The organism is Pseudomonas sp. Sample_11 (genome assembly GCF_004307505.1).
GTDB lineage: Bacteria > Pseudomonadota > Gammaproteobacteria > Pseudomonadales > Pseudomonadaceae > Aquipseudomonas > Aquipseudomonas atacamensis.
In genome coordinates, this window is the sequence record NZ_RCOD01000017.1 from 80,183 (window position 1) to 93,097 (window position 12,915).

12 protein-coding genes and 1 tRNA gene are annotated in these 12,915 nt (G+C 58.4%); 5 read left to right on the forward strand and 8 right to left on the reverse strand.

What is annotated here, in order from left to right; genetic code table 11:
* Positions 1 to 69: 69 nt before the first annotated feature.
* The gene (locus tag D8U60_RS03825) at positions 70 to 519 is read right to left on the reverse strand and encodes a hypothetical protein (protein WP_016774037.1); all 450 of its coding nucleotides are present in this window, start codon (positions 517 to 519) and stop codon (positions 70 to 72) included.
* Positions 520 to 855: 336 nt separating this feature from the next.
* On the opposite strand from D8U60_RS03825, the gene D8U60_RS03830 reads away from it, so the two are divergent.
* From D8U60_RS03830 to D8U60_RS03840, 3 genes are all read left to right on the forward strand, one after another.
* On the forward strand, positions 856 to 1,944 hold the full coding sequence (locus D8U60_RS03830) for an asparaginase (protein WP_122747214.1): 1,089 nt from the start codon (positions 856 to 858) through the stop codon (positions 1,942 to 1,944).
* Positions 1,945 to 2,141: 197 nt separating this feature from the next.
* Positions 2,142 to 2,411: a DUF1654 domain-containing protein gene (locus D8U60_RS03835; protein WP_016774035.1), complete on the forward strand. Its 270-nt coding sequence runs from the start codon at positions 2,142 to 2,144 to the stop codon at positions 2,409 to 2,411.
* Between the two features lie 4 nt (positions 2,412 to 2,415).
* Positions 2,416 to 3,105, forward strand: a complete 690-nt coding sequence (locus tag D8U60_RS03840; RefSeq protein ID WP_024012402.1) for an endonuclease I family protein — start codon at positions 2,416 to 2,418, stop codon at positions 3,103 to 3,105.
* Positions 3,106 to 3,187: 82 nt separating this feature from the next.
* Here D8U60_RS03840 and D8U60_RS03845 read toward each other — a convergent pair whose 3' ends face one another.
* The gene (locus D8U60_RS03845) at positions 3,188 to 3,553 is read right to left on the reverse strand and encodes an SPOR domain-containing protein (RefSeq protein WP_024012401.1); all 366 of its coding nucleotides are present in this window, start codon (positions 3,551 to 3,553) and stop codon (positions 3,188 to 3,190) included.
* 250 nt (positions 3,554 to 3,803) lie between these two features.
* On the opposite strand from D8U60_RS03845, the gene csrA reads away from it, so the two are divergent.
* Entirely contained in the window at positions 3,804 to 3,998 is a 195-nt protein-coding gene (gene csrA / locus D8U60_RS03850) for a carbon storage regulator CsrA (protein WP_003179932.1), read from the forward strand.
* Positions 3,999 to 4,217: 219 nt separating this feature from the next.
* Here csrA and D8U60_RS03855 read toward each other — a convergent pair whose 3' ends face one another.
* The gene (locus tag D8U60_RS03855; protein WP_122881504.1) at positions 4,218 to 4,673 is read right to left on the reverse strand and encodes a DUF2214 family protein; all 456 of its coding nucleotides are present in this window, start codon (positions 4,671 to 4,673) and stop codon (positions 4,218 to 4,220) included.
* Between the two features lie 465 nt (positions 4,674 to 5,138).
* Positions 5,139 to 5,215: transfer RNA gene (locus D8U60_RS03860), tRNA-Val, on the reverse strand.
* A 183-nt stretch (positions 5,216 to 5,398) separates the two neighbouring features.
* On the opposite strand from D8U60_RS03860, the gene D8U60_RS03865 reads away from it, so the two are divergent.
* Positions 5,399 to 6,682 (forward strand): FAD-binding oxidoreductase, encoded by a 1,284-nt coding sequence (locus D8U60_RS03865; protein WP_130899504.1) that lies wholly within the window; start codon positions 5,399 to 5,401, stop codon positions 6,680 to 6,682.
* 129 nt (positions 6,683 to 6,811) lie between these two features.
* Here D8U60_RS03865 and D8U60_RS03870 read toward each other — a convergent pair whose 3' ends face one another.
* The 4 genes from D8U60_RS03870 to D8U60_RS03885 are packed head-to-tail and all read right to left on the reverse strand — an operon-like array spanning position 6,812 to position 12,386.
* The gene (locus D8U60_RS03870) at positions 6,812 to 7,783 is read right to left on the reverse strand and encodes an XdhC family protein (protein WP_130899505.1); all 972 of its coding nucleotides are present in this window, start codon (positions 7,781 to 7,783) and stop codon (positions 6,812 to 6,814) included.
* Between the two features lies 1 nt (position 7,784).
* Positions 7,785 to 9,020, reverse strand: coding sequence for a cytochrome c (locus D8U60_RS03875; protein ID WP_130899506.1), 1,236 nt, complete (start codon positions 9,018 to 9,020; stop codon positions 7,785 to 7,787).
* A gap of 2 nt (positions 9,021 to 9,022) precedes the next feature.
* The gene (locus tag D8U60_RS03880; protein WP_016773947.1) at positions 9,023 to 9,562 is read right to left on the reverse strand and encodes a (2Fe-2S)-binding protein; all 540 of its coding nucleotides are present in this window, start codon (positions 9,560 to 9,562) and stop codon (positions 9,023 to 9,025) included.
* Positions 9,555 to 12,386, reverse strand: coding sequence for a xanthine dehydrogenase family protein molybdopterin-binding subunit (locus tag D8U60_RS03885; protein ID WP_130899507.1), 2,832 nt, complete (start codon positions 12,384 to 12,386; stop codon positions 9,555 to 9,557). The genes D8U60_RS03880 and D8U60_RS03885 overlap by 8 nt, the downstream gene beginning before the upstream one ends.
* Between the last annotated feature and the right edge of the window lie 529 nt (positions 12,387 to 12,915).

Here is a 12,915-nt window from a genome sequence, read left to right on the forward strand (position 1 = left end):
CGACATTTGTCAACAATCAGAAATCGTCTTTTGTTGTAGGCCGAATCGCCGAATTGGCAATTTGGCGCTTCAGGCAGTCGTGTTGACCAAGCCGCCGCTGGGAGCGCTTTTCGACATCTCCTTGACCAACGCACCCGCCACTTCCGCCAGTGCGGCGCTGGTTTGCGCGATCTGGCCCTGAATCGACATCACTGCCTGGGATTTCGCTTCGGGAGTCGGATAGCTTGCGGCCTGAGCCGCAGCCAGTTGTTGCTGCTGCTCCTGAAGTTGTTTTTGCAACTCCTTCATCCGCTTGAGCAGTGTCTTGACGGTAATGCTGAGATTGCTGTCAGCCTCGGTTTCACTGTTTTCCTGCACAGGACCACCACCGGTTCTGACCTGATTCTTCTCAGTCTTCTCGGTACCCAGCGCCTGCGCCGATGCCTCATTGGTCGCGTCATTCAGGGTGTTGATAGTCGCTGCAGTTTTACCGCCGATGGTGACTGCAGCGGGATTGGCAAAACCGACCGTCAATGACATGTGAACTCCTAAGATTTGGTTTCCTTGAGGACGCATCGGCCTGGCAGCACATTTCTTTAGCAGGGATTTGTCTCCCGCCTGGCTTTTCAGAGATTGCCTATCGGCGAGCCGAACAAGAATCCCGCTGTCGTTCGGAATCCCGGATGGCTGGGTCCTCAACGATGCTCCAGCCACCGACAAATATTGATTTAAATCATCGGGTTAAACATTTTCCGCCAGCACATTACGCATGGTATGAATCCTGCTCCCGTCCTTGCACCTCAAGCATTCAGATCGGCTTGGGGCGCATCTAGATGAACCTGCATCAGCACCGTCTCACGACTAGAGAGAAAAATAATGAAATCTGCTTTCAATACCTTGATTCCGGGCGCATTGGCCCTCCTCCTGCTCCTGCCTACTGCCCTTCAGGCAAAAGAAGTCGAAACCCAGACCAAACTGGCCAACGTCGTTGTTCTCGCCACCGGCGGTACCATCGCCGGCGCTGGCGCCAGTGCCGCCAACAGCGCCACTTACCAGGCAGCGAAAGTCGGTATCGAGCAACTGATTGCCGGCATTCCCGAGCTGAGCAAACTGGCTAACGTGCGTGGCGAACAAGTCATGCAGATCGCTTCGGAAAGCATCACCAACGACAACCTGCTGCAATTGGGTCGTCGCGTTTCCGAACTGGCTGACAGCAAGGACGTCGACGGCATCGTTATCACCCACGGCACCGACACCCTCGAAGAAACCGCGTACTTCCTGAACCTGGTCGAGAAAACCGACAAGCCGATCATCGTCGTAGGTTCGATGCGTCCGGGCACTGCCATGTCGGCAGACGGCATGCTCAACCTGTACAACGCCGTCGCCGTGGCGAGCAGCAAAGAAGCGCGCGGCAAAGGCGTGCTGGTGACCATGAACGACGAGATCCAGTCCGGTCGCGACGTCAGCAAAATGATCAACATCAAGACCGAAGCATTCAAAAGTGCTTGGGGCCCGCTGGGCATGGTGGTCGAAGGCAAATCCTACTGGTTCCGCCTGCCGGCCAAGCGTCACACCATGGATTCGGAATTCGACATCAAAAACATCAAGAGCCTGCCTGACGTAGAAATTGCCTACTCCTACGGCAACGTCAGCGATACCGCCTACAAGGCACTGGCGCAAGCCGGCGCCAAAGCCATCATCCACGCCGGCACTGGCAACGGTTCGGTATCCTCTCGTGTGGTTCCATCCCTGCAAGCGCTGCGCAAGGATGGCGTGCAGATCATTCGCTCGTCCCACGTCAACGCTGGCGGCTTTGTCCTGCGTAACGCCGAACAGCCTGACGACAAATACGACTGGGTTGTCGCTCACGATCTGAACCCGCAAAAAGCCCGCATCCTGGCGATGGTCGCGCTGACCAAGACCAACGACAGTAAAGAGCTGCAACGGATGTTCTGGGAATACTGATTGAACATCGCCTGATCACGTCTCGATCGGGCAATTGCGCATCACCTGCCAGCTTGGCAGGTGGTGCCCCGCTTACACCCTTCCAATACTTTTCCCACAAAAATCTCGACAAGCCCTACACCAAAACCGGAAACCCGCTGTCAGAGGATTTTCTTGAATTTTAAGCAGTTGCGAAATCGCCTACAGTTAAATACTGTATGCACGTACAGCTTAATAAGGATAACCTCGTGGCCACCTCTCCTGCTGCTCCTGACGCTTACGAACGCATGGGTATGCGCGTTCAGAAAATCATCAATTCCCCCACCGCACAAAAAGCCAAAGCCGCACTGATTTTCCGTCTGCCGGATGAGCCGATGGACGACTGGGAGCGCTTGCTCGAGGAAATCGACGAGAACGACAACGTTACCCTCGCTTATCGCGATGACGGTGGCGTGCAGATTTTTTGGGTTGTGCCGAAGGAAGATTGACTCAATGAGTGTCCGCTGTGTTGCTTTGCTGTTGTTGTTTTTCGCCATGGGCGCCCAGGCTGGCGCCCCACGTACATTTTCCGAAGCCAAGAAAGCCGCGTGGAAACTTTATGCGCCGCAATCCACCGAGTTTTACTGCGGCTGCAAGTACACCGGCAACAAGGTCGACCTGAAGGCTTGCGGCTATGTGCCGCGCAAGAACGCCAAGCGTGCATCGAGAATCGAATGGGAGCACATCGTGCCGGCCTGGCAGATCGGCCATCAGCGGCAGTGCTGGCAGCAAGGCGGACGCAAGAATTGCACGCGTTACGATCCGGTTTATCAAAAGGCCGAAGCTGATTTGCACAATCTGGTGCCGAGCATTGGAGAGGTCAACGGTGACCGCAGCAATTTCAGCTATGGCTGGTTGCCGGTGCAGTCCGGCCAGTACGGCTCCTGCCTGACGCAGGTCGACTTCAAGGCCAAGAAGGTCATGCCCCGCCCTTCGATTCGCGGCATGATCGCCCGCACGTATTTTTATATGAGCAAACAATACGGACTGCGCCTGTCGAAGCAGGATCGGCAGCTATACGAAGCGTGGGACAAGACCTATCCAGTGCAGGATTGGGAACGTCAGCGCAACCAGAGCGTGGCGTGCGTGATGGGGCGCGGCAACGAGTTTGTCGGCTCGGTAAATCTGAAAGCCTGCGGCTGATTGCATCACAAATAAAAAGGCCTCGAGCGTTATGCTCGAGGCCTTTTTAATGTCTGTTCAGCGTGTTTTGAAGGCGCTTCGCTTAAGGCGTTAGCGGATGCTCGATCACCACCGACTCGATATTTTGTTTTTTGGCTTTTACCAACGCCGCATCCACCTGCACCTTGCGCGCCTCGGCGTCAGCCTGGGAATTGAACGGACCGATCAGAATTCGTGTTTTACCGCTGCCGTCCTTGACGACCGTCGGAACGAAAGCGTGCTCGATCAACCAGCCGCTCAGGTCACTGACGGCCTGAGGAGTCTCGCCACGCACTTCCAGATCCCACTGTGGCGCGGCGGCCGCCGGCGCTGCCGCGACCTTCGTCTCAGGCTTCGGCGCATCTACATTCTTGCCTTCACCGCAGCCTGCCAATGCCAGTGCCGCTACCAGCCAAACCAATTTGCGCACAACGCTTCCCTCGGAATTCGTAAAGCGGCGATCTTATCATTCAAAAATACTTCGCGAGCCCCGCAAAATGGGCACAAAACAACGAGAATGATGATTGCAGCCTCTGTATAGTTACGCCCTGGGAATTAATGCCGCTTCTGCGCGTCAGAAAGAGGCACCCAAACCGTGAGACTTCGCACTAATCTATAGATACCACCGACCTCTGCACTGTCTGAATCAGGTGCCCTACAAAGCAATCAAGGAGAAGACCATGCTGATACTCACCCGCAAAGTCGGTGAAAGCATAAACATTGGTGATGACATCACGATCACCATCCTCGGAGTCAGCGGCCAACAAGTCCGCATCGGTATCAACGCTCCGAAAAACGTGGCAGTGCACCGTGAAGAAATCTACCAACGCATCCAGGCCGGCCTGACCGCTCCGGACAAGCCGCAAACGCCCTGAGCCACTTTGCATTACGTAGCCAGTCCTATTGCCGTCGCGCAAGACTGGCTAAAGATTCACGCGCCGTTTAGCCATCCGCATTTCACCCCGCTGGGCACGGCGCCTGAAGCATGCTGACTCCTTTCACTTGCCCCTCCCTCCTTTCTTGCGCCGATATTACCTTTCACTCCTGGAGCTGGCTGTCGGACGTTTCCGATAGAGCACGGCGAATTTCGCCTTCTAAGCGAATATCACGCCACGCGCCATGCCTGTCGCCGCGACCATCATCAGGATCAGCAGCAGCGCTTCAACATGACTGATTCGCGCGTACAACTTCGCACGTCCGCTATCGAGCGCCGCACCGCGCGAGGATGCGATGCGGCATTTGATCAGCGTGATCATCGGTGCCAGCTCCATCAGCAGGATCAGCAAGAACAGCGTCATCTTCAGATGAAACAGCGGCTGATGCAGGTAATAGTCAGAGCCTTTCTCGTAACCACCAAAAGCACGCATCGCTCCGGTGATAAGCAGCGTCAAAGCTGAAAGCCCCCACAAGTTATCCGCGAGCAGAACGTACTTGACCTCTCCCGTGCCCGCCGAGAGCTTTCGGAAAGCTGTGCCGCGCGTCAGCGCCGCCCAGAAAGCCAAGGCAAACGCGAATAGATGAATAGCGGCAAGGACCCACTGACTCAGCATCGACGCACTCCCTTATAAAGAGTTGAAAATCGGCCAGTCAGTAGTAGACGAAAAAACCGCGCCTCGCTTGGAGGTGATGGAGGGATAGGCGCCCAAACGCCAAATCGCAGGCAAAAAAAATCCCAAGCAGCTGATGGAAGCTTGGGATTTAAAAATGCATAAACCGTGGTGGTGAACGCGGAACGGATGTTACTTAAATTCCCAACATGCAACAAGGCTTTTTCGATAACCGGTTGGAGAAAAAGAGCTGTAAGCCTTTGGATATTCAGGTGTTTTCAACAACGAAATGGAAGAAGAATGCACCAAAATGGCGCTTGATCATTTTGCGCAAACAGTAATGAATGGAGAGCTGATCAGAACGAAGCGGAAAGGACCGGGAACAAGCGTTGCGCAAATCACAGACAACAAAAAAGGGCCCACCTTTCGGTGAGCCCTTCTAGACCGCCCAGCAGAGCGGATTTTGTTTGGTAGGCGCGATTGGACTCGAACCAACGACCCCCACCATGTCAAGGTGGTGCTCTAACCAACTGAGCTACGTGCCTGCTGTGAGGCGGCATTCTACGGAATTCCGGAGGGGTGTCAACACCTTTTTTTCACCTAACCCTATGAATATGCAAAATATTTAATTTCGCCTCAGCGACGAAGATTTTCCGCTGGCTGGCGGAGGTTTTTCAACTCGGGTAGGATCGACGCACTCGTAAAATATATTAAACAGAGGCGGCAGGATGGAGAACACCCAATACCCAGAGTCTTATTACGCTGCGTCGGCCAATGCCGTACCACCACGCCCTGTGCTGCAGGATGATGTGGAGACGGACGTCTGTGTGATCGGCGCCGGGTATACCGGGCTGTCGTCCGCCCTGTTCCTGTTGGAGAACGGTTTTCGCGTAACCGTGCTGGAAGCGGCGAAAGTCGGTTTTGGCGCCTCGGGCCGAAACGGTGGGCAGATCGTCAACAGCTATAGCCGCGACATCGACGTCATTGAACGCACGGTCGGCCCCAAGCAGGCGCAACTGCTCGGCGAAATGGCCTTTGAAGGCGGCCGGATCATTCGCGAGCGCGTGGCCAGATACAACATCCAGTGCGACCTGAAGGACGGCGGTGTATTCGCCGCCCTTTCCGCCAAACAAATGGGGCACCTCGAATCGCAAAAGCGCCTGTGGGAACGCTTCGGCCACACCCAGCTGGAACTGATGGATCAACGCCGCATCCGCGAAGTGGTCGGCTGCGATCAGTACGTCGGTGGCATGCTCGATATGAGCGGCGGCCACATTCATCCGCTGAATCTGGCGCTCGGTGAAGCGGCGGCAGTCGAGTCTCTCGGCGGCACCATCTATGAGCAATCACCTGCCGTGCGCATCGAGCGCGGCGCCAATCCGGTTGTGCATACGCCGCAGGGCAAGGTCAGGGCCAGGTTCATCATCGTCGCCGGCAACGCCTACCTCGGTAATCTGGTACCGGAACTGGCGGCCAAATCGATGCCGTGCGGCACTCAAGTGATCACTACCGAGCCACTGGGCGATGAGCTGGCGAAGGCGCTATTGCCGCAGGACTACTGCGTAGAGGACTGCAACTATCTGCTCGACTACTATCGCCTGACCGCCGACAAGCGCTTGATCTTCGGTGGCGGCGTGGTTTACGGCGCTCGCGATCCGGCGAACATCGAAGCGATCATCCGCCCGAAGATGCTCAAGGCTTTCCCGCAACTCAAGGGCGTGAAGATCGACTACGCCTGGACCGGCAACTTCCTGCTGACCCTGTCGCGCTTGCCACAGGTCGGGCGCCTGGGCGACAACATCTATTACTCGCAGGGCTGCAGCGGTCACGGCGTCACCTACACGCACCTGGCGGGCAAGATCCTCGCCGAAGCGTTGCGTGGTCAGGCCGAGCGCTTCGATGCCTTTGCCGACCTGCCCCACTACCCCTTCCCCGGCGGGCAACTGCTACGCACACCGTTTGCCGCGCTGGGCGCCTGGTATTACGGGCTACGCGATAAGTACGGCCTATAAACACCATTGTGGCGAGGGGATTTATCCCCGTTGGGGGTGCGAAGCGCCCCCTCTTGAGCAGGAGGGGACTGCTGCGCAGTCCAACGGGGATAAATCCTCTCGCCACAATAGATTCAGCAAGGCTTAGGATCAGAGCTGATCCCGAGCGATCCCGCTGCGAATCCGCAGAATATCCGCCAGCACCGCCAGCGCAATTTCCGCAGGGGTCTTGCTGCCGAGGTTGAGGCCGATCGGCGCATGAATCCGCGCCAGCTCTGCCTCACTCAAGCCACCAATGCGGCGTAAGCGCTCGAAGCGTTTCTGCGAGGTCTGCACTGAACCCATCACACCGATGTAAAACGCTTCGGTGCGCACCGCTTCCATCATCGCCAGATCGTCGATGCGCGGATCATGGGTCAGTGCCACGACTGCCGTGTCGCTATGGCAGCCACCATCGGCAATGAACACCGAAGGCAACTGTCGACGGATTTCCACGCTATTGAGCACCACGCCTTCAAGCACTTCATCACGCGGATCGCAGAGAATCACTTCGAAGCCAAGCCCTACCGCGAACTCGGCACAGGCCTGCGCCACACTTGAGTAGCCAGCGAGCAACAAGCGCTGTGCTGCACCGACACGAATGCGCACCCGATCGATCTCACGCTCGATCCGCGCACCCTGCTCGCGATCAGCAAACAGAGCGCGCGCACCGCTGGCCAGGTCGACTTCGCGAAGCAGCCGACGCTGACCCAGCAGCGCTGATTCCAGTTCACGCAGATGCGCCTGCACCGCGCAGTCGGCGTCAAGTTTCTCAACCAGCACATCAAGAATGCCGCCGCAAGGCAGACTGACCCGCGAGCGCGGATCATCGCCTTCGCCGTAACGCACGACGCTGACCGCTTCGTGAAACGCACCTTCGGCGACGCGCTCAAGAAAATCCTCCTCAACGCAACCGCCCGACAGCGAACCGATCCACTGCCCGCCTTCGTTCACCGCGAGCAGCGAACCCGGCGCGCGCGGTGCCGAGCCGTAAGTGGTCAGCACCGTGCACAGCCAGATTCGCTGCCCGGCCACCGACCATTCCAGCGCCCGACGCACCACTTGCAGATCGAGATGCTGCATATCAGTGGGCCTTGCGCTCGACGCTCGGCGCGTCGGCTTGCAGCTTCTGCACTTCGCTCACCGCCAGTTCAGCGCCCTGCCCGCCCCAACCCTGACGCAGGTAGTTGAGCAGATCAGTCAATTGCTCAGGACTGAGCTTTTCAGCAAAACCCGGCATCGGCTGCATGTGCTCGAACCCGGAGAATTTCTGTTCGCCGATGCCGTCCTCGATCACTCGCAACAGATTGCGCGGATCTTCCAGGCGCAACGTGGTGTTGCCACGCATGGCCACTGCGATGTGCGGCTTGCCTTCACCGCCAGCCGCGTGACAACCGGCGCAGACGTTCAGGTATTCCTGACGGCCGCGCTGAGCACTCGCGCTGAGCTTGTCGAGCGGCACCTCGACGAGCTCTTTGGCTGGCGGCGGTTGCTCGCCGAGCAGGAATGTCGCCATTGCCGCCAGATCCGTATCGCTCAGCCCCTGAGTGCTGTTGTGAAACACCGGGAACATCTCGTTGAACATCGTCCCTTGCGCGCTCATGCCGTGCTTGAGAAACGTGCTCAGATCCTGCTGATTCCAGCCGCGCGCGGCCAGGTCGGTGGCGAGCAGGCTCGGCGCCAGATAACCATTGAGGATGCCGCCGGTCATGCGCTTGTCCATTTGCATCGCGCCGGGCAGGCCGCGTGGCGTATGGCATTCGCCGCAGTGACCGAGAACGTCGACCATGTACTGGCCGCGCTTCCACGCCTCACTTTTGCCTTCGGCCGGCTCCAGCTTGACGTCTTTGCCGTAGAGCATGTTCCAGCCGGTCAGACCCAGACGCACATTGAACGGAAAGCTCAGGCTGGTCACCGGCGCGGCGCGTTCGATCGGCTCGATGGTTTTCAGATACGCGTGAATCGCATCGGAGTCGGCGCGCGGCATCAGGTGATACGAGGTGTACGGCATCGCTGGATACAGATTCGCACCGTCGCGCCGTTTGCCTGCGGTTAGCGCAGCGAAGAACTCGTCATCGTTGTACAGACCGATGCCGTGCTCTTTGCTCGGGGTGATGTTGGTGCCGTAGATCGTGCCGAATGGCGAGACGATCGGCAGGCCGCCGGCATAGGGCGCGCCACCCGGTGCGGTGTGGCAGGCCACGCAGTCAGCGGCGCGGGCGAGGTATTCGCCGCGCTTGATCTGATCGTCGGCGTGGGCCGCCATAAGCGGCGCAGCCAGTCCGACCGCAAAAGTCAGGCGGGTCAGTAAACGCTTCATGCTCAACCCTCCTTGACCAGACCAAGATCGGTCAGCACGTTGCGCGTGGCGTTGTAATAACGCACGTAGCCGGTGCAGCGGCAGACGTGATGGCCGAGGCTGTCCTCGATCACCTGTTCCAGCTGACTTTTGACGATCGGCTGGCGCTGCAGCTTCTCGACCAACACCGTCGCGGCGTTGACGAAGCCTGGCGCGCAGTAGCTGCACTGGAAGGCAAACTCGTCGACAAAGCGCTGCTGGATCGGATTGAGCTCGGTGACCTGGCCTTGCTCATCGCGAGTGGCGTGACCTTCGATGGTGCGGACTTTCTTGCCCTCGAAGTAATGCGCACCGGTGATGCAGGTGCGCACTTCTTCGCTGGTGCCGTCGGGATTGTCGACGATCACCACGCAGGCGTGGCAGATCCCCTGACCGCAGCCCAGCCGCGAGCCGGTGAGGTTTTTGTATTCGTGCAGGTAGTCGATCATCGGCAGGTCATCAGGGATGTCCACCGGGCCGACGGATTGACCATTGAGGGTCAGTTGAAGCGGACGGTTAGCCATTGAGGGCCTCCTTGATGCGCGCAGCGGTGATAGGCAAGTCACGAACACGTTTACCGATGGCGTGCGCCACGGCGTTACCGATGGCACCGACAATCGGGATCATCACCACTTCGGCGATGCCCTTGGACGGATCGCTCGGCGACAGCGGCGGCAGGATCTCCGCAGTCTGCTTCCACACCGCTACGTGACGGGCCATCGGCAGACGGTAACGGTTGAAGTTCCAGTCACCCTCCCCCGGCCCGCCTTCGTACAACGGCATCTCTTCCATCAGCGCATGACCAATACCCATGGCGATGCCACCTTCAAGTTGGCCCTTGACCAACTCTTCAACCAGCACGCGCCCGCACTCGATCCACGAATGGTGGTTGAGCACTTGGACTTCCGCCGAGCCTTTATTGACCTTCAACTCGACCAGCGTCGCGACCGGGCTGTAATAGGTCACGGCAGCGTTGTTCAACTGCACTACCGGGTAGTTGACGTTCTGCCGATCAAGCAGGTGGAAGCCGGCACTGTTCATCTGTGCTTTCTTTGCTTGTGGTGCGCCATCGCCGTATTTCACCGCCAGACCGTCGAGCGGCAGGCGCTCGCGCACGCCGTCGATGCTGTATTCAGCCTCGGCCCAGCTCCAGCGGTTGAAACCATGCACCGTGGCGCCAGTCACCAGACCGCGTTCGTGGGCGCGCTTGGCCAGCTCCTCGAAACTCAGCGGCTGCATACCGTTGGCGGTCAGCTTGCCGTCGATCCAATGCGCATCTTCGCGACGCACCACATAAGGGTTGGCCTGGCCGCCGTACGGACCCTGACGCCAGATCTCCAGCGCCGCCGGCCACAAGCCGTGGTTGAACAGCACACGCGCCGCTTCACGGGTGGCATGACTGAAGTAATAGGCGGAGTTGGTCGCCGAAGACGCCGACGCCAACTTGCCGACCCAGCGCGGATTGCGCAGCAGATTGTCCTGCTCGGCCTGACTCATGATGTACGGGTTGCCGCTGGTGATCAGCTGCATTTCCTGCCACTCGGTTTCGCCGGTCTTCACCTCGTGCGCCGGGCTGCCGAGGAAATCGGCGACGACCAAGGCTTGCGAAGTGGACATGCCGGTGCCGATTTCGATACCGATATGGCGCAGGGTGATGCGCCCGTCAGCAGTGAATTCGATGCTGGCCATCGGCGCTTCGGAGCCGGTGCCGAAGTCTTTCTGGCAGATGGCGAAACCGACGCCGTACCAGTTATCCGGGTCTGCCGCTTCACGTTGTTGCTTGATCGTGTCGCGATTTTTCCAGACTTCGTGCACCGAGGCCTTGTCGAGAATTTCGTGCAGGCGCAATGCACCGGCCGGGATTGCGCCCTGGGTGTTTTTCATGCCGGAACGCAGGGCATTCCTGCGGCGCAAATCGATGGCGTCAACACCCAGACGATTGGCGATCTCGTCGACCATCATTTCGGTCGCCGCCATGCTCTGCAGGGTGCCGTAACCGCGCATCGAACCCGCCTCGACCGCGCGCGAGTGATACGCGGTGACTTGCAGGTCGTTCTGCGGCATGTAGTAGATCGACTGCGCAGCCGTGGCGCCAACCGCCGCCACCGATGGGCTGTAGTTGACCCGACCGCCGCCGTCGACGCTCATTTCTGCACGGAAAATCTTGAAGGTGTAGTCATTCTTGTCCACGGCCAACTGGTAGCGGATGTCGAACGGGTGACGCTTGATGCCGCTCTGGAACTGCTCGTAGCGGTCGTTGGCCAGACGCACCGGCACACCGGCGCCGTACAGCGCAGCCAGGGCTGCGTAGTAGACAAAAATGTTGTGGTCTTTGGAGCCATAGCCGACGGTATAGCCCGGGTGCATGTTGAGATTGGACAAGCCGAAACGCGACGGCCCGATCATCTTCGCGGTCTCGGTCGCGACTTCCAGCGGGCACTGCGTCGCCACGACGAAATGCAGGGTTTTGGTTTTCGGGTCGTACCAGCCGTTGCCGTTGTCCGGCTCGAGGGCGGCCGGTTCGATCGACGGCGTCTTGTAGCGCTCATCGAACACCAGCCAGTTGTCTGGCGGCGTGTCGATTTCCTGCTTCATGCGGTCGGCGTAGAACAGGCCGCGCTCGGTGAGGTTGCCATGCAGGTTCGGCGATGCATTCCAGACTGGACGGCGGTTCTTCAGCATCGGGAACAGGATCGAATCCTTGAGGCTGGCGAACTCGTCTTCATCCGCCGAGGTCGCGCCACCGACGCGCACATAGCGGAAGCTGCCGTAGGGATCGCCTTCGTAGAACGGCACCTTGGCGCCGTAACGAATCGCTTTGTCATTGAATTTGAGTTGATTCTTGGCCTGACGGAAACGCTCGAAGTCGTTCCAGATCAGAATCGCTACCGGGTGACCGATGAACATCGGCACTTTGCCTTCCGGCAGCAATGGATCAGGCGCGTGCTCTTCGGGGAAGACGATACCGTCCTTGTCCAGATCGGCAGCGGTAACGATGCGGTCCGGCTGCAGATCAGCGCCGAGCCACGACAGGTCGTAGCCTGCGTAGATGCGGTCGGCCTTGATGGTTTTCAGCAGCATGGCGTGGCCTTGTTGCTCAGGCCAGCCAGGCATGTCCTTGGCGCGGATGTCGCGGGCAAACACCTTGCTGCCGCAGACCTTGGACAAGGCATCGTTACGTTGCCGCGCCTTGCCGTTATTGCCGAGCCATTTCTCGGACGGCACGGTGACGCTGTTTTCCATCAAGGCAGCCAGCGCCTGACTGCTGAGCGGCGTAAGCGTAACGCTCACACCCGCCACCAGCCCGCCCTGGAGGAACGAGCGCCGGGATATTTCACGGTTGGACATGGATCATCCTCTGGGCGGTTATAGGTCCGCCCTTGTGGTTATCTACTGGGGATCTCGAGTCGTGCAGAAGCTCTTTCTGGCGAAGCAAAGAGCTGTGTTGACAGTGCAAAGCTGACCGAAAGGTTAACTTTAAAGGTTTCTGCGCCCACAGCAAACAACCAGTTACAAAAACCTGACTAAATAATCAAAAAAATCAATGCGACGTGGCACCGCAGTAGGCTTGCAGAGATTCTTGTAGAAGCTGTCGAGTGAAACGAGGCTGCGATCTTTTGATCTGGATTTTTTAAGAGCAAGATCAAAAGATCGCAGCGTGCCGCAGCTCCTACAGGACGATTTGCGCAGGAGTTCGAGAGGGGAATAACCAAATTTCAGACACAAAAAACCCCGGCCTTTCGACCAGGGTCTTTGCTATCGATCCGATTCAGCCTATGACTGGTTTCGGCGCTTCAAGGCGTTCAGTGGTCCTTGAAACAGATATGGCGCAGCGGACGGGACTCGAACCCGCGACCCCCGGCGTGACAGGCCGGTA

What these genes read in the sequence shown, in the direction of transcription:
- D8U60_RS03825 (WP_016774037.1), bottom strand. Translation starts at nt 519, where the DNA reads ATGTCATTGACGGTCGGTTTTGCCAATCCCGCTGCAGTCACCATCGGC.
- D8U60_RS03885 (WP_130899507.1), bottom strand. Translation starts at nt 12,386, where the DNA reads ATGTCCAACCGTGAAATATCCCGGCGCTCGTTCCTCCAGGGCGGGCTG.
- D8U60_RS03875 (WP_130899506.1), bottom strand. Translation starts at nt 9,020, where the DNA reads ATGAAGCGTTTACTGACCCGCCTGACTTTTGCGGTCGGACTGGCTGCG.
- D8U60_RS03855 (WP_122881504.1), bottom strand. Translation starts at nt 4,673, where the DNA reads ATGCTGAGTCAGTGGGTCCTTGCCGCTATTCATCTATTCGCGTTTGCC.
- D8U60_RS03870 (WP_130899505.1), bottom strand. Translation starts at nt 7,783, where the DNA reads ATGCAGCATCTCGATCTGCAAGTGGTGCGTCGGGCGCTGGAATGGTCG.
- D8U60_RS03830 (WP_122747214.1), top strand. Translation starts at nt 856, where the DNA reads ATGAAATCTGCTTTCAATACCTTGATTCCGGGCGCATTGGCCCTCCTC.
- D8U60_RS03865 (WP_130899504.1), top strand. Translation starts at nt 5,399, where the DNA reads ATGGAGAACACCCAATACCCAGAGTCTTATTACGCTGCGTCGGCCAAT.
- csrA (WP_003179932.1), top strand. Translation starts at nt 3,804, where the DNA reads ATGCTGATACTCACCCGCAAAGTCGGTGAAAGCATAAACATTGGTGAT.
- D8U60_RS03840 (WP_024012402.1), top strand. Translation starts at nt 2,416, where the DNA reads ATGAGTGTCCGCTGTGTTGCTTTGCTGTTGTTGTTTTTCGCCATGGGC.
- D8U60_RS03880 (WP_016773947.1), bottom strand. Translation starts at nt 9,562, where the DNA reads ATGGCTAACCGTCCGCTTCAACTGACCCTCAATGGTCAATCCGTCGGC.
- D8U60_RS03835 (WP_016774035.1), top strand. Translation starts at nt 2,142, where the DNA reads ATGCACGTACAGCTTAATAAGGATAACCTCGTGGCCACCTCTCCTGCT.